General features: G+C 66.2%; 19 protein-coding genes. 2 read left to right on the forward strand and 17 right to left on the reverse strand.

Annotated elements, in window-relative coordinates; all coding sequences use genetic code 11:
- Positions 1-7 precede the first annotated feature (7 nt).
- From BRADO_RS18775 to yajC, 5 genes are all read right to left on the reverse strand, one after another.
- Positions 8-862, reverse strand: a complete 855-nt coding sequence (locus tag BRADO_RS18775; RefSeq protein ID WP_011926918.1) for a phytoene/squalene synthase family protein — start codon at positions 860-862, stop codon at positions 8-10.
- Positions 859-1,242 carry an Mth938-like domain-containing protein gene (locus BRADO_RS18780; RefSeq protein WP_011926919.1) on the reverse strand — a complete coding sequence of 128 codons (384 nt, stop codon included), beginning with the start codon at positions 1,240-1,242 and terminating at the stop codon, positions 859-861. The genes BRADO_RS18775 and BRADO_RS18780 overlap by 4 nt, the downstream gene beginning before the upstream one ends.
- 55 nt (positions 1,243-1,297) lie before the next feature.
- Positions 1,298-2,323, reverse strand: coding sequence for a protein translocase subunit SecF (gene secF / locus BRADO_RS18785; RefSeq protein ID WP_011926920.1), 1,026 nt, complete (start codon positions 2,321-2,323; stop codon positions 1,298-1,300).
- Positions 2,324-2,331: 8 nt separating this feature from the next.
- Positions 2,332-3,933, reverse strand: a complete 1,602-nt coding sequence (gene secD / locus BRADO_RS18790; protein WP_011926921.1) for a protein translocase subunit SecD — start codon at positions 3,931-3,933, stop codon at positions 2,332-2,334.
- Between the two features lie 84 nt (positions 3,934-4,017).
- Positions 4,018-4,386, reverse strand: coding sequence for a preprotein translocase subunit YajC (gene yajC, locus BRADO_RS18795; RefSeq protein WP_011926922.1), 369 nt, complete (start codon positions 4,384-4,386; stop codon positions 4,018-4,020).
- A gap of 204 nt (positions 4,387-4,590) precedes the next feature.
- Here yajC and BRADO_RS18800 point away from each other — a divergent pair, with 204 nt between their 5' ends.
- Positions 4,591-5,595 carry an ATP-binding protein gene (locus BRADO_RS18800; RefSeq protein WP_041756709.1) on the forward strand — a complete coding sequence of 335 codons (1,005 nt, stop codon included), beginning with the start codon at positions 4,591-4,593 and terminating at the stop codon, positions 5,593-5,595.
- Between the two features lie 219 nt (positions 5,596-5,814).
- On the opposite strand, the gene BRADO_RS18805 is transcribed toward BRADO_RS18800, so the two are convergent.
- Together BRADO_RS18805 and BRADO_RS18810 are read right to left on the reverse strand one after the other, a co-directional pair.
- Complete coding sequence (locus BRADO_RS18805; RefSeq protein ID WP_011926925.1) at positions 5,815-7,266, reverse strand: LysM peptidoglycan-binding domain-containing M23 family metallopeptidase; 1,452 nt, start codon at positions 7,264-7,266, stop codon at positions 5,815-5,817.
- Between the two features lie 107 nt (positions 7,267-7,373).
- Positions 7,374-8,021: a protein-L-isoaspartate(D-aspartate) O-methyltransferase gene (locus BRADO_RS18810; protein WP_011926926.1), complete on the reverse strand. Its 648-nt coding sequence runs from the start codon at positions 8,019-8,021 to the stop codon at positions 7,374-7,376.
- Positions 8,022-8,307: 286 nt separating this feature from the next.
- Here BRADO_RS18810 and BRADO_RS18815 point away from each other — a divergent pair, with 286 nt between their 5' ends.
- Complete coding sequence (locus BRADO_RS18815) at positions 8,308-8,691, forward strand: response regulator (RefSeq protein ID WP_011926927.1); 384 nt, start codon at positions 8,308-8,310, stop codon at positions 8,689-8,691.
- Between the two features lie 12 nt (positions 8,692-8,703).
- Here BRADO_RS18815 and surE read toward each other — a convergent pair whose 3' ends face one another.
- The 10 genes from surE to BRADO_RS18865 all read right to left on the reverse strand — a co-directional run bounded on the left by surE (position 8,704) and on the right by BRADO_RS18865 (position 18,080).
- The gene (gene surE, locus BRADO_RS18820; protein ID WP_011926928.1) at positions 8,704-9,471 is read right to left on the reverse strand and encodes a 5'/3'-nucleotidase SurE; all 768 of its coding nucleotides are present in this window, start codon (positions 9,469-9,471) and stop codon (positions 8,704-8,706) included.
- An 86-nt stretch (positions 9,472-9,557) separates the two neighbouring features.
- On the reverse strand, positions 9,558-9,926 hold the full coding sequence (locus BRADO_RS35300; RefSeq protein WP_011926929.1) for a hypothetical protein: 369 nt from the start codon (positions 9,924-9,926) through the stop codon (positions 9,558-9,560).
- A gap of 101 nt (positions 9,927-10,027) precedes the next feature.
- Positions 10,028-11,356, reverse strand: coding sequence for a serine--tRNA ligase (gene serS, locus BRADO_RS18830; RefSeq protein ID WP_011926930.1), 1,329 nt, complete (start codon positions 11,354-11,356; stop codon positions 10,028-10,030).
- Between the two features lie 130 nt (positions 11,357-11,486).
- Complete coding sequence (tatC, locus tag BRADO_RS18835) at positions 11,487-12,302, reverse strand: twin-arginine translocase subunit TatC (protein ID WP_011926931.1); 816 nt, start codon at positions 12,300-12,302, stop codon at positions 11,487-11,489.
- Positions 12,299-12,835, reverse strand: coding sequence for a Sec-independent protein translocase protein TatB (gene tatB / locus BRADO_RS18840; RefSeq protein WP_011926932.1), 537 nt, complete (start codon positions 12,833-12,835; stop codon positions 12,299-12,301). Before tatB ends, tatC begins: the two co-directional genes overlap by 4 nt.
- Positions 12,836-12,939: 104 nt before the next feature.
- Positions 12,940-13,173, reverse strand: coding sequence for a twin-arginine translocase TatA/TatE family subunit (locus BRADO_RS18845; protein ID WP_006614346.1), 234 nt, complete (start codon positions 13,171-13,173; stop codon positions 12,940-12,942).
- Between the two features lie 281 nt (positions 13,174-13,454).
- Positions 13,455-14,597, reverse strand: coding sequence for an SMC-Scp complex subunit ScpB (gene scpB / locus BRADO_RS18850; protein ID WP_041756711.1), 1,143 nt, complete (start codon positions 14,595-14,597; stop codon positions 13,455-13,457).
- A gap of 19 nt (positions 14,598-14,616) precedes the next feature.
- Complete coding sequence (locus BRADO_RS18855) at positions 14,617-15,456, reverse strand: ScpA family protein (RefSeq protein WP_011926934.1); 840 nt, start codon at positions 15,454-15,456, stop codon at positions 14,617-14,619.
- The gene (gene nagZ, locus BRADO_RS18860; RefSeq protein WP_011926935.1) at positions 15,453-16,481 is read right to left on the reverse strand and encodes a beta-N-acetylhexosaminidase; all 1,029 of its coding nucleotides are present in this window, start codon (positions 16,479-16,481) and stop codon (positions 15,453-15,455) included. The genes BRADO_RS18855 and nagZ overlap by 4 nt, the downstream gene beginning before the upstream one ends.
- Before the next feature lie 42 nt (positions 16,482-16,523).
- The gene (locus BRADO_RS18865; protein WP_011926936.1) at positions 16,524-18,080 is read right to left on the reverse strand and encodes an SPOR domain-containing protein; all 1,557 of its coding nucleotides are present in this window, start codon (positions 18,078-18,080) and stop codon (positions 16,524-16,526) included.
- Positions 18,081-18,109 lie beyond the last annotated feature (29 nt).

Raw genomic sequence — 18,109 nt, forward strand, 5'->3', positions numbered from 1 at the left:
TCCCCCTTCAACGACCGCGAAAGCTCCCCGTTCTGGCCGCGCGCCACAGCGTCCAGAGCGTCGCGAGACGCGAGCGCGGCTGCGGCAGGAACGGGTCGCCCGCTTCGCGCGCCAGATCACGACGGACGAGCGCCAGCGGCAACAGCGCTGGCCGCGCTGCCGGCGGCGCCTCGCGCGACAATTGCAGGGTATGATCGAGGTGCTGTTGGGCCTGCGCGCGCAGGTCCGCCAGCAAGGCCCGGATCGCAGGCGTCGCCTTGCCGGCGAACACCTCCTCCTGCGGGACGCCGTGCCGCTCGAGCAGATCGAGCGGAACATAGAGTTGCCGATGCGCGGCATCCCGCGGCAGCGACGCGATCACCTGCAGGAGCCCAAGTGCAATGCCGGCGTGATGCGCCAGGTGATCAGCGCCCTCGAACGGCGGCGCCATGATCTGAGCAGCAAGAGCAAACATTGTTCCGCACGTGTCGCCGAGATAACCGTCCAAGGCGGCCATGGTCGGCATCGGGTCGTTGTAGAGATCGAACTGGTGCTCGTCGATCAGTCGCGTCAGCCGCGCCACCGGAAGTGCAAAACGTTGTACCGTCGACAACAGTTCGGCGGCAACCGGATTGCCTTCGATTCCGCCATGCGCCTGCCCGCTCAGCGCATCGTGCCACCACTGCAATCGCACCTCGCCCGGCAGCGGCTGGGAGACGACGTCGCGGATACGGCTGATCTCGATGTTGAAGGCAAAGAGCGACAGCAGCGCCCGCCGGATCTCCGGCGCAACGAACAGCGTCGACGCATAACGATCGAAATCATGTTCGCGGACTAGGCCCGCGCAGAATGCGGCGTCGCTCGAGGCGCTCGGCTCGCTCATGGCACGGCGATGAGCGCGGCGGCAACCCGCCGCCGCTCGCCGATCATGACGTTGTAGGTGCGGATGGCGGGCCCAGTCTGCATGGCGTCGAGCACGACGCCAACACCGCGCAATGCCGACCGCAGTGCGGCCGGCGGAATCCAGACCTCGTTTCCGGTGCCGACGATCAGCGTGTCGATCTTGTTCGCCGCATCGAACACGCGCTGCAGCGAGTAGCGGTCGATCTGGCCGGGCTGGGTGACATCCCAGGCCCAGATCGAATCGGGCAGGCATAGCAGCGAGCCGCGATGCGACATGTCGGCGAAGGCGAAACCGCCTTTGCCGTAGCCGTCGATCGGCGCGAACCGAGGGAAGTGGGGTGTGTCGTTCGCAGTGGCCATGTCCGAGATCAACTTGCTGCCTCTGGATATGATCCAAAGGCCAGCTTCCTGCGAATCACGGGGTTTTCTTTTTCGCCGCCGGCTTGTCGTCCTGCGCCTCGGCGCGCATCGCGTGCACGCCGAGATAGATCAGGATCGGAGACGCGATGAAGATAGAGGTGTAGGTGCCGACCAGCACCACGCCGAACATCATGACAGCCGTGAAGCTGTGGATCGCCGGACCGCCGAACAACAGCAGCGCGAGCAGCGCCAGCGTCACCGTGACGTGGGTGATGATCGAGCGCGACAGCGTCGAGTTGATCGACTCGTTGAGAAGCTGCGGCATCGGCATCTTCTTGTAGCGACGCAGCATCTCGCGGATTCGGTCGTAAATGACGACGGTGTCGTTCAGCGAATAGCCGAGAATGGTCAGCAGCGCCGCGATGCTGGTCAGGTCGAAATCGACCTGGCTGATCGACATGAAGCCGATCGTCAGCACGATGTCGTGGACGTTGGCGATCATGGCGCCGAGCGCGAACTGCCACTCGAAGCGGAACCAGAGATAGATCAGGATCGAGACGATCGCGAGCATGAGGCCGAGTAGACCGACGGCCAGGAACTCACCGGAGACACGCGGGCCCACGACCTCGATGCGGCGATACTCGACGGAATCACCGATCGCCGCCTTCACCTTGTTGGCAGCCTCCTGCTGCGCGGCGTCGCCGCCCGGCTGCTCGGCGATACGGATCAGAACCGATGCATCGGTATCAGCACCGAACTGCTGCAACTGCACTTCGCCAAGACCGAGCGTCGAGAGCGTCGCGCGCATTCCGGCGATGTCGGCGGTGCCCGACTTGGCCCGCACCTCGAGCAGGCTGCCGCCGCGGAAGTCGATGCCGAGGTTGAGGCCATGGGTGAAGAACAGCACGATCGCCAGGATCGACAGCGCCGCCGAGATCGGGAAGCTGATGCGGCGAAACTGCGTGAAGTCGAAATGCGTGTCGTCGGGAACGATGCGCAGCGACGGCAGCAGGCCGAGCGCGCTGACCACCGTCAGCACCGCGATCAGGATGCCAAGCCCGATGAGAAACCAGTGTGTCACAGTAGCTCCTAGATTGGCACGCTTTGCGGCCGCTTCCACCGCACCCACCACGCGACGATCAGACGGGTCAGCGTGAAGGCGGTGAAGACCGTGGTGAGGATGCCGATGCCGAGCGTCACGGCGAAGCCGCGCACCGGGCCGGTGCCGATGTAGAACAGCACGGCGGCGGCGATGAAGGTGGTGATGTTGGAGTCGAGAATGGTCGCCAGCGCCCGCTTGAACCCGGCGTCGATCGCCGAGATCGCGTTGCGGCCGCCGCGCAGCTCCTCGCGGATACGCTCATAGATCAGCACGTTGGAGTCCACGGCGATGCCGACCGTCAGCACGATGCCGGCGATGCCGGGCAAGGTCAGCGTCGCGTTGAGCAGCGACAGCACGCCGAAGATCATCGCGACGTTCACGACGACGGCGATGTTGGCGAACACGCCGAACAGCCGGTAGGTCACCAGCATGAACACGATGACCAGGATCGAGCCGACATAGGAGGCGAGCTCGCCCTTGGCGATCGAGTCGGCACCGAGGCCGGGACCGACGGTGCGCTCCTCGATCACCGTGAGCGGCGCCGGCAGCGCGCCGGCGCGCAGCAGAATGGCCAGCTCGTTGGCGGACTGCACGGTGAAATTGCCGGAGATCTGGCCCGAGCCGCCGGTGATCGGCTCGCGGATGACCGGCGCCGAGATCACCTTGTTGTCGAGCACGATCGCGAAGGGCTGGCCGACGTTCTCGGTCGTCGCCTGCGCAAATTTGCGCGCTCCGGCCGAGTTGAAGCGGAACGAGACGATCGGCTCATTGGTGCGCTGGTCGAAGCCGGTCTGCGCGTCGGACAGATCTCCGCCGGAGACCAGCACCTGCTTCTTCACGACATAAGGCTGGTTCGGCGAGGTGGCGCTCTGGAGCACTTCGGAGTCCGGAGGCACCCGACCCTGCAGCGCCTGCTCGGGCGACACCGTCGTGTCGACCATACGGAATTCCATCTTGGCGGTCCGGCCGAGCAGGTTCTTCAGCTGGGTCGGATCCTGCAGACCGGGGACCTGCACCAGGATGCGGTCGGTGCCCTGACGCTGGATCACCGGCTCGACCGTGCCGAGCTCGTTGATGCGGCGCTCGACGATCTGGATCGACTGCTCGATCGTCTGGCGCACGCGCTCGGTGATCGCAGCCTGCGGGATCGTCAGACGGATCAGGCTGTTGCCGGCATCGCTCACCTCGAGACTGCGCTGGCCGCTGGAGCCGAGCAGGCCGCCGAGCGGCTGCGACAGATCACGCAGCTTGGACAGCGCGGTCGGCACGTCGGTGTCCTTCGTGATCTTGACCTCGACGCCGTCGCCCTTGCTCGTCAATCCGGTGTAGCCGATCTTGGCATCGCGGAGCGTCCGGCGCACGTCATCGCGCACGGAATCGAGCCGCTCCTTCTTGACGTAGTTGGAGTCGACTTCGAGCAGCAGATAGGAGCCGCCCTGCAGGTCGAGGCCGAGAACGATATGGCGCTGCGCCCAGGCCGGCCAGGTCTTGACCGTCGCTTCGGGAAAGAAGTTGGGCACCGCGCACAGGCACACCACGAGCGCCGTGAGGATGATGCCCAGCGCCTTCCACCGCGTGAAATACAACATGGAGGTTGTCCGTAAGGGCCGCGGGCGGCCCGGAAAATCAGAACATCAGGCAAAGCCCGGCGTCGCGCGCCGGCCAGGCCGCGATCAGCTCGCGGCCTTCTCGTCCTTCGCATCGGCCTTCGAGTCGGCTTTGGCGGGCTCGCCCTTGGTTCGGACGCCCGTGATCATCTGGCGCATCTGGCGGACGCGAACGCCGTCGGCGATCTCGAACTCGACCTGGTCGTCGTCGACCACCTTGGTGACCTTGCCGACCAGACCGCCCTGGGTCACGATGGTATCGCCGCGGCGGACGTTCTTGACGAGGTCGGCGTGCTCTTTGACCTTCTTCTGCTGCGGCCGCAGGATCAGGAAATACATGATCACGAAGATCAGCGCGAACGGCAGCAGCGACATCAGCATGCTGTTGGTATCGCCAGCGCCGGCGGCCTGGGCATAGGCAGGGGTAATCAGCATGCGGTCGATCCTCGTGGGCCAGTGCCCGGTGAGACGGAAATAGCCGGCGAACCACGCTGATCTCGGCGCGGGCCGGCCTCTTGCGAATTTCGCGCGGAATATAGCGGCCGCGGTCCCAATAGCAAGGCGCCCGCCCCCTTGAATTCACCCCGCTTGCGGCCGCCGGCGAGGCCCGATATGGCTGCCCCTTCAGGAACTTGCAGCATGTCGAAAAAACCAGCCAAAGCCCCCGCCCGCACCTCCGTCAAAACCGTGTTCAGACCGATCGCCAAAGGTCCCACAACCGCGGTGCACAAGCCGCCGAAGGTCGCGGCAAAACGTCCCGCCAGAGTCCCGGCCGACGATGCCCCCGAGCGGATCGCCCGCGCGCTGGAGGCGATCGCGGCGCATCTTGCCGCAACTTCGCCGCGCACCACGCCCGCTCTCGATCTGAACGCGGCCGATGCGTTCGTCTGGCATCCGGACGGCCGGCTGTCGACGGTGCCGCGCGTCAGCCGCGTCGAGATCGATCTGCTCAAGGGCATCGACCGGATGCGCGACATCCTGATCGAGAACACCGAGCGGTTCGCCAACGGCCTTCCCGCCAACAATGCGCTGCTGTGGGGCGCGCGCGGCATGGGCAAGTCGTCGCTGGTGAAGGCGGCGCACGCGACGATCAATCTCGCGCGCAAGCCGGCCGACCGGCTCAAGCTGATCGAGATCCACCGCGAGGATATCGAGAGCCTGCCGGCGCTGATGGACATCCTGCGCGCCGCTCCCTTCCACTTCATCGTGTTCTGCGACGACCTGTCCTTCGATGGCAATGACGCGTCCTACAAATCGCTCAAGGCCGTGCTCGAAGGCGGCATAGAGGGCCGGCCCGAGAACGTCATTCTCTACGCCACCTCGAACCGCCGCCATCTGCTCGCCCGCGACATGATCGAGAACGAGCGCTCCACCGCGATCAATCCGGGCGAAGCCGTCGAGGAGAAGGTGTCGCTGTCGGACCGCTTCGGCCTGTGGCTCGGCTTCCACCGCTGCAGCCAGGACGAATATCTCGCGATGGTCCGCGGCTATTGCAGCCATTTCGGCATTGCTGCCGACGACGACGAATTGGAGCGCGACGCGCTGGAATGGGCCACGACGCGCGGCTCGCGCTCCGGCCGTGTCGCTTGGCAGTTCACGCAGGACCTGGCCGGCCGCCTCGGCGTGCGGCTGAGCGCGAAGTAAGGCACTCGGCCGTCATCCCGACAATGGCGGCCAAAATCACATCGAATACGACGCAAGCAGCCTCTGCACAAAAAGCGTCATGCCCCGCGCAGGCGGGGCATCCAGTATGCCGAGGCTTTCGTGACATTCGAGACGCTGGTGTCTACTGGATCGCCCGCCTGCGCGGGCGATGACGGCTTTCATGGAGCGACAGCTCGTCAGTGTCGATGATTGCTCAACTCACGCCCCGTTGAGGAATTGCAGCGGGTCGACCGGGGACGATCCCTTGCGGATCTCGAAGTGGAGCTGTGGCGATCCGACTTCTCCGGATTGACCGGACTTGGCAATGACCTGGCCACGCTTGATCGGATCACCGCGCTTTACCATCAGCTCACTCGCATGGGCATAGGCGGTGACATAGCCGTTGGAATGCCGCACCAGGACCAGATTGCCATAGCCCTTCAATTCATTGCCGGCGTAAGCGACCACGCCGTCCTCGGCGGCCTTCACCGGCGTGCCCTCAGGCACCGCGATGTTGATGCCGTCATTGGCTTTGCCGTTGGTCTTGGCGCCGTAGCTCGTGATCACCTTGCCGCGCGCCGGCCAGCGGAAGGTCGGCAGCGAGCTGGTGGTCTCGGCCGGACGCGCCGGCTCCTCCTCCTTCTCGGGTGCCGGATTGGCCTGGGCGAGACGCGCGCTCTGCACCGGACCGGCGGCTGTCGCGACCCGCGTCGTCGGCGCCGGCGCGGGCACGGTCGCAACCGCCTGGGGAACGGCTGCGACCGGGGCCACGGGCGCGGCCACCGCCGCGACCTTGCCAGGGACGGTCAGCCTGGCACCGAGCTTCAACGGAGACGTTTGGTCGAGATTGTTGGCGCGTGCGAGCTCAGCCGTCGAGACGTGATTCTGACGTGCGATGCCCGCCAGCGTGTCGCCGCGGTTGACGAAGTGGAAGGTCGCGGGAGCGGCGGGAGCGGCCATCGCAACCGGCTTGGGCGCAACCATGGGAGCTGCAGCCACCGGCGCCGCGACCGGCTGGACGGCCGGCGCGGCCGCGACAGCGCCCGGATGCGGAATGATCAGCTGCTGGCCCGGCGACAGCGCACGCGGCCCCTTGTAGCCATTGGCCGCCAGGATTTCCGCCGGCGTGACCCGGTAGCGCTTGGCCAGCACATCAAGCGTATCGCTGGTGCCGACGATGATCTTTGTGCCGCCGGAGGGCCGCGCCGCGGCGATCGAGCGCGGCGGCACCGCGCCGGTGGTCTCGAGCTGCGGTTGCGCGGGCGGCGCGTAGGCGTGCGTGGCCGGCGGCGCATAGGCCTGCGGCGCTGGGATGGCTGCGGGCGGCGCGTATGAAGCGACGCCACGACCGCCGCCGGAGACGCCGGCGCCCCCGCCGGAGGGATAGGATTGCGGCGCCCCGACCGCGGGCGGAGGCAGCGCGGATGACGAATACGCCGGAGCCGGCGCGGGTGCCGGGGTATAGGGCTGGCTGTATTGCTGTTGCCGCGGCGGCTGGGCCTGCACCGAACCGGTGGAGTCGGAGGCGAACGGGTTGGAGAACGGATTTTGCGTCTGGGACAGCCGCGTCGACATGTCGGCGCTGCAGCCGGCGACGCCGAACGACATCAGCGCCAGCGCCGCGACTTGCGGCAGGCGGCGCGAGCGAAGCAACTCGTCGGTCACGGGCATGGTTACTCACTCGTACGCAACAAACAACGAATTCGAGTAAACACAGCCGCGGTAAATAAGCGCTTAAGCCCCGAATAAAGCGTTGGGAGACTTGCTGATCCGCTCGTTCAAAGTTCGCGCGCAATCCCCGGAATTGCGGGCACAAATCGCACGTCGACGAGCTCCTTGCGGTCGAAGCGATCGCCCGTCCGGGTCACCCGCACGAGCCGCTGGACACCGTGGTGAGGTCCGACAGGCGCGATCAGGATACCGTCCGGCTCCAGCCGGTCGAGCAGGCTCTGCGGGATGTCTTCCATGGCCGCGGTCACAATGATGCGGTCGAATTGGCCGGCCCCGGCCGGTAACGCGTAGCCGTCGCCGAGCATCACCTCGACGTTGAAGCAGTTCAGCTTCTCCAGTCGCTCTCTCGCCCGATCGGCAAGCGTCCGGAAACGCTCGACTGTCAGCACATGGTCGGTCAGCCGAGCCAGGACCGCGGCCTGGTAGCCTGAGCCGGTCCCGATTTCGAGCACGCGATGGCTCTTCTGCAGCTTGAGCTGCTCAGTCATGTAGGCGACCACGAAGGGTTGGCTGATGGTCTGGCCGCAGGCGATCGCCATTGCACTGTCACGATAGGCGTCGGCGCGGTCGGCCGGCAGCACGAACTCTTCCCGGGGGACCTCCTCCATGGCGCGCAGCACCGCCTGATCGCTGATACCCCGCCGACGCAAGATCAGCTGAAACATCATCTTTTCGGGCGGAGCGGTCGGGGGCATCGCGATGTCGGTGGTTGGCGTGGCGCCAATGTAAACGGCGCCCCAGCGTTGCGCACCGACTTTTCATCAGCAAACCTCGGTGCCGTCCCGTTGATGGCAGATTGCGCTGCGGGCCCTGTCCGCGAAAACCGTTCTGCCGAGGAACCAAGATCGCTCAAATTCGTTCACCTTCGGGGCAGTTTTGCCCACGCCGCAGGGTTACGGCATGCAGAGACGACGTTGTTGACGTTGCGCCATAAGCCGTTATTTGCGACCGTCAAACCGGATATGGGCAAGGACTGACATCATGACTGCACCGCGGCCGCCGCGCGGCTCTGTGTTTCTGGTTGAAGACGAAGTCATGATCAGGATGATGGTGGCCGACATGCTCGAAGAGCTCGGCTACACCGTCGCCGCAGAGGCCGGCGAAATCGGCGAAGCAATGAAGCTCGCCGAGAGTACCTATTTCGACGTCGCGATCCTCGACGTCAACGTCAACGGCAAGGTCATCTCGCCGGTGGCTGATGTGATCAAGGGTCGCAACCGGCCGTTCATCTTCGCCACGGGCTACGGTTCGTCGGGACTGCCGGAAGAGTATCGGGACCGGCCGGCCCTGCAGAAGCCATTTCAGCTCGAAACGCTCGGCAAAGCCATCGAGCACGCCCTGCGCACCGCCGAGCCCCAGAGCTAGACTGAAGACAACTCAGGCGAGAATGCTGCCGAGCTTGCCGGAGAAGGCTTCGTCGGTGCGGTCGAGACGCAGCGGGGTCACCGAGACGTAATGCGCGGCGAGCGCGGCAAGATCGGTCCCCTCTTCGGGCACATCGAGGGCCGCGGCGCGGTCGAAGCCGATCCAGAAATACGGATTGCCGCGCCCGTCGCGCCGCTCGTCGACCTTCAGAAATCCGAGATTGCGCTTGCCCTGGCGGGTCACGACGATCCCCTTGACCTGATCGGGCGCGCAGGACGGGAAGTTGACGTTGATGACGGTGTTCTTCGGCACGCCAGCGTCGAGCACCTTGCGCACGATCTGCGGGCCGAATTTGAGCGCAGTGTCCCAGGACGGCTTGTCGCGCGTTGCGATGCTGAACTCCTGCGACAATGCGAAGGACGGCAGGCCAAGAATGGTGCCCTCGAGCGCTCCCGCGATGGTACCGGAATAAACGACGTCCTCGGCGACGTTGCGGCCCTTGTTCACGCCTGACAGCACCAGATCCGGCCGCTTCTCGCCCAGGATATGACGGGCACCCATGATGACGCAGTCCGTCGGCGTACCGCGGACCGCGAAATGCCGCGGCCCAACCTCGCGCAGCCGCAAGGGATCATTGAGCGACAGCGAATGCGACACGCCGGATTGGTCGAGCTCGGGCGCGACGATCCAGACATCGTCGGACAACGCGCGCGCGATCTCCTCGATGACCTTGAGACCCGGAGCATGGATTCCGTCGTCATTGGTGCAGAGAATCCGCATGGCCAGCCTTCCATTCCGTTCAGGTCGATTGCCGGGGTGTCTTATCTGCTGCACAGCACCGAGGCAAACCCGGCCGCGTCAGCCGTTCAAGGCCGGATGCGCCACTGCGGCAGGAATCGCGCGAGCTTGCCACCGGTGCCCAGGCGCAGGGGGCCGGGCGTGCCGGATGCTGCAGGAGCTGGCGGGCAGCTCACTTCGGACGGCTGAGGCGCCGGCGGCTCGGGCTGCGGACGCGGCGGGGCCGGGAACCTCGTCCGGGCGACACTCAGCGCCTTCTCGAAATCCGCTGCATTGAACCAGGCCTCGCCACGCAGCGCGTCGGTGAGGCCATCGTCCCACACGGCCGCACGATCGACGTCAAATACGCCTTTGAGTCGCTGGTCGACCGCCTGGATGCCGGAGCCGGTCACGGCCCATTGCCGTCCGATCCAGAAGATATCCCGATGCAGGGCCATGTTGCCGGTTCTGAAACGCGCGTGCTGGCGGAACCGCAGGATACGATCTGCCGGTCGCGGCGCAATTGCGGCGACCGGCATGGATGCAATTTGCCGCTCCTCTATGAATCCGCGGCAACGACCTTGAGGCCCCCCATGTAGGGCTGCAACACGTCCGGCACGGCGATCGAGCCGTCGGCCTGCTGATAGGTCTCCATCACAGCGATCAACGCGCGACCGACGGCCGTGCCCGAGCCGTTCAATGTGTGCACGAAGCGCGGCTTGCCGTCGCTGGCGCGATAGCGCGCATCCATGCGGCGGGCCTGGAAGTCGCCGCAGACCGAACAGCTGGAGATCTCGCGGAAGGCGCCGCCGTCGCCCTGCCCGGGCATCCAGACCTCGATGTCGTAGGTCTTCTGCGACGAGAAGCCCATGTCGCCGGTGCACAGCGTGATCACGCGGTAGTGCAGATCGAGCCGGCGCAGCACCTCCTCGGCGCAGGCCAGCATCCGCTCGTGCTCGTCCTTGCTCGTCTCCGGCGTCGTGATCGAGACCAGCTCCACCTTGGTGAACTGATGCTGCCGGATCATGCCGCGGGTGTCGCGCCCAGCCGCGCCGGCCTCGGCGCGGAAGCACGGCGTGAGCGCGGTGAGCCGCATCGGCAGCTCCTTTTCGTCGACGATCGATTCGCGCACGAGGTTTGTGAGCGCGACCTCGGCGGTGGGAATGAGACCGAGCCGTTCGGCCTTCAGACGCTCATCGGGCGCGATCAGCAGCTCGCCCCTGACCGCCCAGAACTGGTCGTCCTCGAACTTCGGCAATTGGCCGGTGCCGAACATGACGTCGTTGCGCACCAGGAGCGGCGGGTTGACCTCGGTGTAGCCATGCTCGGTGGTGTGGAGGTCGAGCATGAACTGCCCGATCGCGCGCTCGAGTCGCGCGAGCCCCTTCTTCAGCACGACGAAGCGCGCGCCGGACAGCTTCGCCGCCGACTCGAAGTCCATGCCAAGAGCCGTCCCGATATCGTCATGCGCCTTGGGCGCGAAGGCGTAGTTGCGGCGGGCGCCAAACACATGACGCTCGACGTTGTCATGCTCGTCCTTGCCGTCCGGCACCTCGTCGAGCGGAAGATTGGGGATCGCCGACAGCTCGCGCGCCAGCTCCTCGTCGGCCTGCTTCGCAGCCGCCTCGAGCTCCGGCATCGTGGTCTTGAGCTTGGCGACCTCCTCCATCAGCGCGGACGCGCGTCCCTCGTCCTTGGCCTTCTTGGCCTCGCCGATCTCCCTGGAGGCCGCGTTGCGCCGCGCCTGCGCCTGCTCCGACGCCAGGATCGCCGCGCGGCGGCGCTCGTCGATGGCGAGCAGCTGCGACGACAGCGGCGACAGACCCCGGCGAGTCAGCGCTGCATCGAAATCTTGCGGATTGTCGCGGATCGATTTGATGTCGTGCATGGTCGTTCGGTCCTGGGAACGAAATGGTGCTCGCGAGTCGCCCTGGGTCGCAGGTCGGCTTGCACTACCGCGAATGGCAGCGGTTGGGAACAGGCAAGGCCCAGGAGTAAGCCCGGGCGACAGGAGCGCCCTATTCGGACGGGTTGGTCGGCAGGCTGCCGGAGCCGGACGACGATCCGGACCTGGCCGCAGCCGCCTGCTTCTCGACGATCCCGACCGCGATGATCGCGCCCTCGTAGAGCGCCAGCAGCGGCAGCGCCAGCGACGCCTGGCTCAGCACGTCCGGCGGGGTCAGCACCGCGGCAATGATGAAGGCGATGACGATGAAGTAGCGCCGCTTCTCCTTCAGCATCTGCGAGGTCACGATGCCGATGCGGCCGAGCAGCGTCAGGATGACGGGCAGCTGGAACGCGATGCCGAACGCGAAGATCAGCGACATCATCAGCGACAGATATTCGCCCACCTTGGGCATCAGCGCGATCTGCGCCGTCTCGGGGCCGCCGAGCTGCTGCATGCCGAGCGAGAAGCGCACGATCATCGGCCAAACCGCAAAATAGACCAGCATGGCGCCGAGCACGAAAAAGACGGGTGTCGCGATCAGATAGGGCAGGAATGCATTGCGCTCGTGCCTGTAAAGACCCGGCGCAACGAACTTGTAGATCTGCGTCGCCACGATCGGGAACGAGATGAAGCCTGCGCCGAACATCGCGAGCTTGAGCTGCGTGATGAAATATTCGAGCAGCTGCGTGTAGATGAACTTGCTGTTCTCCGCGCCGGCGACCCAGACGAACGGCAGCACCAGGATGTTGTAGATCTGCTTGGCGAAGAAGAAGCAGAAGATGAAGGCCACGCCGAAGCCGAGCAGCGCCTTGATCAGCCGCGAGCGCAGCTCGATCAGGTGGTCCATCAGCGGGGCCTTGCTGGCCTCGATATCTTCGACGGTCATGACGCTTTGGCGTCCTTCAGGCGTTCGGGCTCGGCCGGCGCGGCGCCATCGGCGGGCTGCGGCTGCGGCTCGGGTTTGATCTCGCGCACAATGGCCAGCGGCTCGCCGACGGCCTGATGAGCTTCGGCCTCCACGAAGGTCTCGGCGTGCGGAGGCTCGGGGGTCGTCGGAGTGACGGGAGTTTCGACCGAAGCAACCGGCTCCGGCGATGTCGCAATGACCGGCTCGGCGGGCTTGTCGACACCCTCGATGTCCAGCGCCTTGTCGACGTCGCGCTGCAGCGACGACATCATGCCCGCCGGGGAGAAGCCGCTCGCCGCTTCCTTGACCTCGTCAAAACTCTTCTTGAGATCGGCCATCTCGGCCTCGCGCATGGCCTCCTGGAACTGGCCCTGAAACTCCGAGGCCATCCGGCGGGCCTTGCCCATCCACTGCCCGACCATGCGCAGAACGCCGGGAAGCTCCTTGGGGCCGATCGCAATCAGCGCGACGACCCCAATGACGAGCAGTTCACTCCAGCCGATATCGAACATCTAACAATCCGCCTACGCGACGACGCCTCTGATCCCGCCCTGCTCCATCCGAGCAGGTCCGCAGTTGCGGGAGCGCGCGCCGCCCGCGCCGCATCAACAGCAGATCAAACGGCCTTGCTGCCAACGTCCGTGCGGGTGGCCGACGGCGTCGCGCCGTGATCGATCGACTTGACCGGCTCGGTCTTCTCCGGCGCCTTGTCGTCGTCCTGCATGCCCTTCTTGAAGGCCTTGATTCCCTGCGCGACGTCGCCCATCAGGTCGGAGATCTTGCCGCGCCCGAACAACAGCAGGACGACCGCGATCACCACGATCCAGTGCCAAATGCTAAGCGAACCCATCCTGCAACCCTCCAAACACCGGCGCAGCCTTCACCCGACTGCCCGTCGACGCTACCGCCGAAACCGCGCCAAATCCATGGACTTGCCCGCGACACTTCGCTTCTAGCATTCGACTGCGAAACGGCAAGACGAACACATTGCGGCGGAGCCAGAAACGGGGCGCAGGCAGCCCGATCTGGGCGGAAGGTAGGCGTCGGCGCCCGCAAAAACAAGCACTTCGGCTCCGCCAAATCGCGGCCGGAGCTACGTAATAACGCGAGTGTTAACGGCCGCGCGGGCCGTTACCCCTCCCGGTGCTCGGAGCCATCGTCGTCGGTATCGCGGTCGTGCTCGTCGGACTCAACCTCGTCGGACTCGACCTCGGCGACATCGAACTCCGTCTCGTCCTCGGCAGAAACCCCGGCCAATTCGGCGACGGTCTCGCCGTCCTGCTCGGCGGCGAGCTCCTCGTCCTCCATCTGCTCGACGAGTTCCTCGTCCTCGAGCTCCTCGACCTCGAGGCTTGCTGCGTCGGCGTCCGCCTGCGTGTCCGAGATCGTCAGATCGCCGACGGCGAGCCGCGACGCGTGTTCGTCATCCAGAACGGCAGCCTCGGCCTCTCCGACGTCCGCCTCGCCCGTACCGGCCAGCGTTTCGATCACACCGCTTTCGACCAGGCTCGTCCCGGCGACGGCCGGCTCGTCCTCGGATGCCTCCGCCTCGGCGGCGTCCGCCTCACCCGCCTCAGCCTCGACCGCCGGTGCCAGCGCCAGATCGAGATCACCCGGATCCAGTGGCTCCTCGTCCTCACGCAAGGTCGGATCATCCGATGGCGTTGGGACGGTGAAGCCGGTGGGCAGCCGCGAATCCAGCAGGCCCGTGCCTTTCAGCTCTTCGAGACCCGGCAGATCGCCCAGGGTTTCCAGGCTGAACTGGGTGAGGAACGCATCCGTCGTACCGAAGGTGAGCGGCCGACCCGGGGTTTTGCGGCGGCCGCGCGGCTTAATCCAGCCGGTCTCCAGGAGAACGTCGAGGGTGCCCTTTGACGTCACCACGCCGCGGATCTCTTCGATTTCGGCGCGCGTCACCGGCTGGTGGTAGGCGACGATCGCCAGCACCTCGATGGCCGCCCGCGACAGCTTGCGCGTCTCGGTGCTCTCGCGCGTCATCAGCCAGGCGAGATCGCCGGCGGTGCGGAAGCTCCATTTGTTGGCGACGCGTACGAGATTCACGCCGCGATTGGCGTAATCCGCCTGCAGTTGCGCCAGCGCGGCCTTGATGTCGACACCATCAGGCATACGCTTGGCAAGCGTGGCCTGCTCCAGCGGCTCGGCCGAGGCAAACAGAAGGGCTTCCAGGATGCGCAACGCTTCGGGGCGCACCTCGGGCTCGCTCGTCGCGATCTCGTCGGGCTCTTCCATGCGCAGTTCCGCCAAGCTAGCCATGGCAGGGTCTCCTTCTTCGTTACTCAACCGTCAAGTCCGGCGCAGCCATCGCGCCGGGCTGGTTCGGTGGACGCTTCCGAAAATACAGCGGCGCGAACGCCTGCTTCTGGTTCAACTCGAGCTTGCCTTCGCGGACCAGCTCGAGCACGGCCGCGAAGCTCGAGGCGAAGACGGTGGCCTTTTGCGTGGGCTCGGGGACGTAGCTCAGCAGGTAGTCGTCGAGGCATCCCCAGTCGTCGGAGACCTCGGTCATGCCGACCAGCCGCTCGAGCGTCGCGCGCGCCTCGGCGAGCGACCAGACGGTGCGCTTGGCCATGTGCACCGATGTCACAACCCGCGCCTGGCGCTGGATGGCGTAGGCCGAGAGCAGGTCGAACAGCGTCGCCGTGAATTTCGGCTTCCGGACCTCGGCGATCGCCTCCGGATTGCCGCGCGGGAACACGTCGCGCTGGAACTGCGGCCGGTTCATCAGGCGGTTGGCGGCCTCGCGGATTGCCTCCAGCCGGCGCAGCCGGTTGGCGAGCGCGGTCGCCATCTCCTCGGCGCTCGGCCCCTCCTGGGCCGGTGGCTCCGGCAGCAGCAGGCGCGACTTCAGGAAGGCGAGCCAGGCCGCCATCACGAGATAGTCGGCGGCGAGCTCGAGCCTGATCTTGCGCGCGGCTTCGATGAACTGCAGGTACTGGTCGGCAAGCGCCAGGATGGAGATCTTGGCAAGGTCGACCTTCTGCTGCCGCGCCAGCGCGAGCAGCAGGTCGAGCGGGCCTTCATAGCCCTCGACGTCGACGACCAATGCCGGCTCGGCTTCGGCCAGCTCCGTCGTGGGACGGCCGGTTTCAAACGACAGAATTTCAGCGGTCATGCGCTCGCGGGTCCCAGCCGGTTGATCAGGCCATCGAGCTCGGCGCTGAATGCGCTGCGGTCGATCCCTTGGGGTGCCTTGCGCGCCGCAAGCGCGCGATTGGCGCGGATCAGAGCCTGACCGGCAAGCTCCGGCGTGTCGGCCGCGACGGCCTGCATCTCGTCGAGCTTGCCGTTGCAATGCAGAACCATGTCGCAGCCGGCCGCGACGATCGCGCGCGTGCGCTCGGCGATCGTTCCGGCCAAAGCGTTCATGGACACGTCATCACTCATCAACAAACCTTGGAACCCGATCCGTTCGCGAATCACCCGCTGGATCATTGTCGCAGAAGTCGTGGCAGGATGGGCGGCGTCGATGGCGCTAAACACAACATGTGCAGTCATGGCCATCGGCAGGTCGGCAAGCGGCCGGAAGGCGGCGAAATCGGTGGCGTCGAGCTCGGTTTCCGGGGTGTCGACCGCGGGCAGCCGGTGGTGGCTGTCGGCGGTGGCCCGGCCGTGGCCGGGGATGTGCTTGAGCACCGGCAGCACGCCGCCCTCCGCCAGCCCCTCCGTCACCGCCCTCGCAATGGCCGCCACCTTGTGCGGCGTCGTGCCATAGGCCCGATCTCCGATCACCGCATCCGCGCCGGCGATGGGCACGTCGGCCAGCGGCAGGCAGTCGACGGTGATCCCGAGCTGGGTCAGATCGTCGGCGATCAGGCGGGCGCTGAGCCAGGCGGCGCGCAGGCCCAAGGCCGAATCAAGGTCGTAAAGGCGGTCGAAGACGGCGCCTGCCGGGTATGCCGGCCAGTGCGGCGGCCCCAGCCGCTGCACCCGGCCGCCCTCCTGATCGATCAGGACCGGGGCGTCGGCGCGGCCGGCGCAACTCCTCAAATCCTTAACGAGAGCAGTCACTTGGGTGGGTGACTGGACGTTGCGCTTGAACAGGATGAAGCCCCAGGGCTTCGCGTCGCGGATGAAGGCGCGCTCGGCCTCGGTGAGGTCCGGGCCGGAAATGCCGGTAATGAAAGCCCGCATGGTCATGCGGGCCGCATAGACCCCGTCTCGGGGGCGGTCAAGCGAGCCTTAATTATTGCTAAACAGGAAACACTGTCCGCCGGCGGTTTTCAACGTTCCGCACATCTTGTTGGCCTCCTCCCTCGTCGCGAAGGGACCGACAGCCGCGCGATACTTGACACCACCCTTGTCGCCCAGATCCGTCCGCTTGATGATCGGCTCGTATTTGCCGAGCACCGCGCCGTACTTGTCCTGCACCGCCTTGTAAGACGACATCGCCTCAGCCTCACTGGCCTGCGACGAGATCGAGACCAGATAGCCGCCCGTGGTGCCGCTGCTGGTCTGTTCGGTGACCGGAACGGCAGCCGCGATGCGGGCCGGCGCTGCGGCGGGCGCAGCCTGCGAGGTCAGCGGCATCGGGGTGTCGGTAGCCGCAGAGGCATTCGCGTTGGCCGGCGACTTCTTGCCCTTCGCCTGCTTGGCCGGCGGCGGATTGGCCGGCGGCATGGCAGCCGGGTCAGCTGCGGCGCCCTGGTTGCCGCCGGTGACCGACAGTGTCTTGATCGGCCGCGGATCGCTGTTGGGCAGGATCCCGTTGGCGTTGGCGATCTGCGCCGGCGTCACGCTCGGGGCAGCGGCCGGCGGAGTCCCGCCGTTCTGGTTCATCTGCGGAAACACCACGCGCGGACTGCCGCTACGGGTGGTGTTGAGATCCATCGGTGCCTCCTCTCGGGACACCAACTTCTCGCCGCCATCATTGCCAAGCAGCCGGTCCGGCACCTTCGGTGTCGTGTCCTGCTGCGCCATGATCTTGGTCGGGCTGTTATCAGCGCGGATGATCGGCGGCTCACCCGTGCGGCTGGAGGAGATGTAGGTCTTGTAGCCATAGGCGCCGCCGGTTCCGACCACCGCAAGGGTCAGCACCGCGAGCACGGTGCTCATGCCGCCGCGCCGCCGCGGCCGCTCCTCTTCCTCGCCCTCGTCGTAGCCGTCCTGATAGCCGTATTGACCGTCCTGGAAGTCGTTATCGCCTTGAAAACCCTGCTGGTCCCCGCCCATCTGGCCGAACAGCGCATCGTCGTAGCGCGAGGAGTCCTGCCCGTTGTCATCAAAGCCATCGCGGTTGTAATCGCGATCGTTCTCGGCAAAGCCGTGGCGCGAATCGCCCACGCTGTAGTCGAGCTTGGACAACTGGTCGGCAAATTCGGGGTTCGGAAAACCGGGCTGCTGCCGCGGCGCGGCGGGCGCGAAATCCTGCTCGGGGAAGCCTGGCTGACCGCGCGGATCCTGGAAGCCCGCGGGAAACGGCGGAGGAACGGGTGCCGGCTGCGGCGGCTCGCGCCCCATGTCGGCAAATGGGTTGGCCGCCGCGGGCTGGGCACGCTGCATCCACGCCGGAGCACCGGCCGGCGGCATGCCGGCGGCGGCCTGTTCCGGAGCAGGTGCCGCGGGGCGGGCCATCGGCCGCTGCTGGGGCTGCGGGGTTCCCCGGCCTGATGCGGCAAAAGGATCGTTCTGCCCGATCAGGCGGGCGAGCTCGGCGAGCGGATCGGCATCGGCCTGCTGGTTTCCACCGCGGCCAAAACCATCAGCGGGAAAGGGTCTGTCCTGGTAACGATCAGCCATCGTGATGAAGCGTCCCTGCGGGTGAGCCG

The organism is Bradyrhizobium sp. ORS 278, assembly GCF_000026145.1.
Taxonomy (GTDB): Bacteria; Pseudomonadota; Alphaproteobacteria; order Rhizobiales; family Xanthobacteraceae; genus Bradyrhizobium.

Excerpts from the sequence above, each read along its gene's own strand:
- BRADO_RS18815 (WP_011926927.1), top strand. The coding sequence starts at position 8,308 with ATGACTGCACCGCGGCCGCCGCGCGGCTCTGTGTTTCTGGTTGAAGAC.
- nagZ (WP_011926935.1), bottom strand. The coding sequence starts at position 16,481 with ATGACCATGCGGGCTTTCATTACCGGCATTTCCGGCCCGGACCTCACC.
- BRADO_RS18805 (WP_011926925.1), bottom strand. The coding sequence starts at position 7,266 with ATGCCCGTGACCGACGAGTTGCTTCGCTCGCGCCGCCTGCCGCAAGTC.
- secD (WP_011926921.1), bottom strand. The coding sequence starts at position 3,933 with ATGTTGTATTTCACGCGGTGGAAGGCGCTGGGCATCATCCTCACGGCG.
- serS (WP_011926930.1), bottom strand. The coding sequence starts at position 11,356 with ATGCACGACATCAAATCGATCCGCGACAATCCGCAAGATTTCGATGCA.
- yajC (WP_011926922.1), bottom strand. The coding sequence starts at position 4,386 with ATGCTGATTACCCCTGCCTATGCCCAGGCCGCCGGCGCTGGCGATACC.
- surE (WP_011926928.1), bottom strand. The coding sequence starts at position 9,471 with ATGCGGATTCTCTGCACCAATGACGACGGAATCCATGCTCCGGGTCTC.
- BRADO_RS18775 (WP_011926918.1), bottom strand. The coding sequence starts at position 862 with ATGAGCGAGCCGAGCGCCTCGAGCGACGCCGCATTCTGCGCGGGCCTA.
- BRADO_RS18845 (WP_006614346.1), bottom strand. The coding sequence starts at position 13,173 with ATGGGTTCGCTTAGCATTTGGCACTGGATCGTGGTGATCGCGGTCGTC.
- BRADO_RS35300 (WP_011926929.1), bottom strand. The coding sequence starts at position 9,926 with ATGGCCCTGCATCGGGATATCTTCTGGATCGGACGGCAATGGGCCGTG.
- tatB (WP_011926932.1), bottom strand. The coding sequence starts at position 12,835 with ATGTTCGATATCGGCTGGAGTGAACTGCTCGTCATTGGGGTCGTCGCG.
- BRADO_RS18865 (WP_011926936.1), bottom strand. The coding sequence starts at position 18,080 with ATGGCTGATCGTTACCAGGACAGACCCTTTCCCGCTGATGGTTTTGGC.
- BRADO_RS18810 (WP_011926926.1), bottom strand. The coding sequence starts at position 8,021 with ATGCCCCCGACCGCTCCGCCCGAAAAGATGATGTTTCAGCTGATCTTG.
- scpB (WP_041756711.1), bottom strand. The coding sequence starts at position 14,597 with ATGGCTAGCTTGGCGGAACTGCGCATGGAAGAGCCCGACGAGATCGCG.
- BRADO_RS18855 (WP_011926934.1), bottom strand. The coding sequence starts at position 15,456 with ATGACCGCTGAAATTCTGTCGTTTGAAACCGGCCGTCCCACGACGGAG.
- BRADO_RS18780 (WP_011926919.1), bottom strand. The coding sequence starts at position 1,242 with ATGGCCACTGCGAACGACACACCCCACTTCCCTCGGTTCGCGCCGATC.
- BRADO_RS18800 (WP_041756709.1), top strand. The coding sequence starts at position 4,591 with ATGTCGAAAAAACCAGCCAAAGCCCCCGCCCGCACCTCCGTCAAAACC.
- tatC (WP_011926931.1), bottom strand. The coding sequence starts at position 12,302 with ATGACCGTCGAAGATATCGAGGCCAGCAAGGCCCCGCTGATGGACCAC.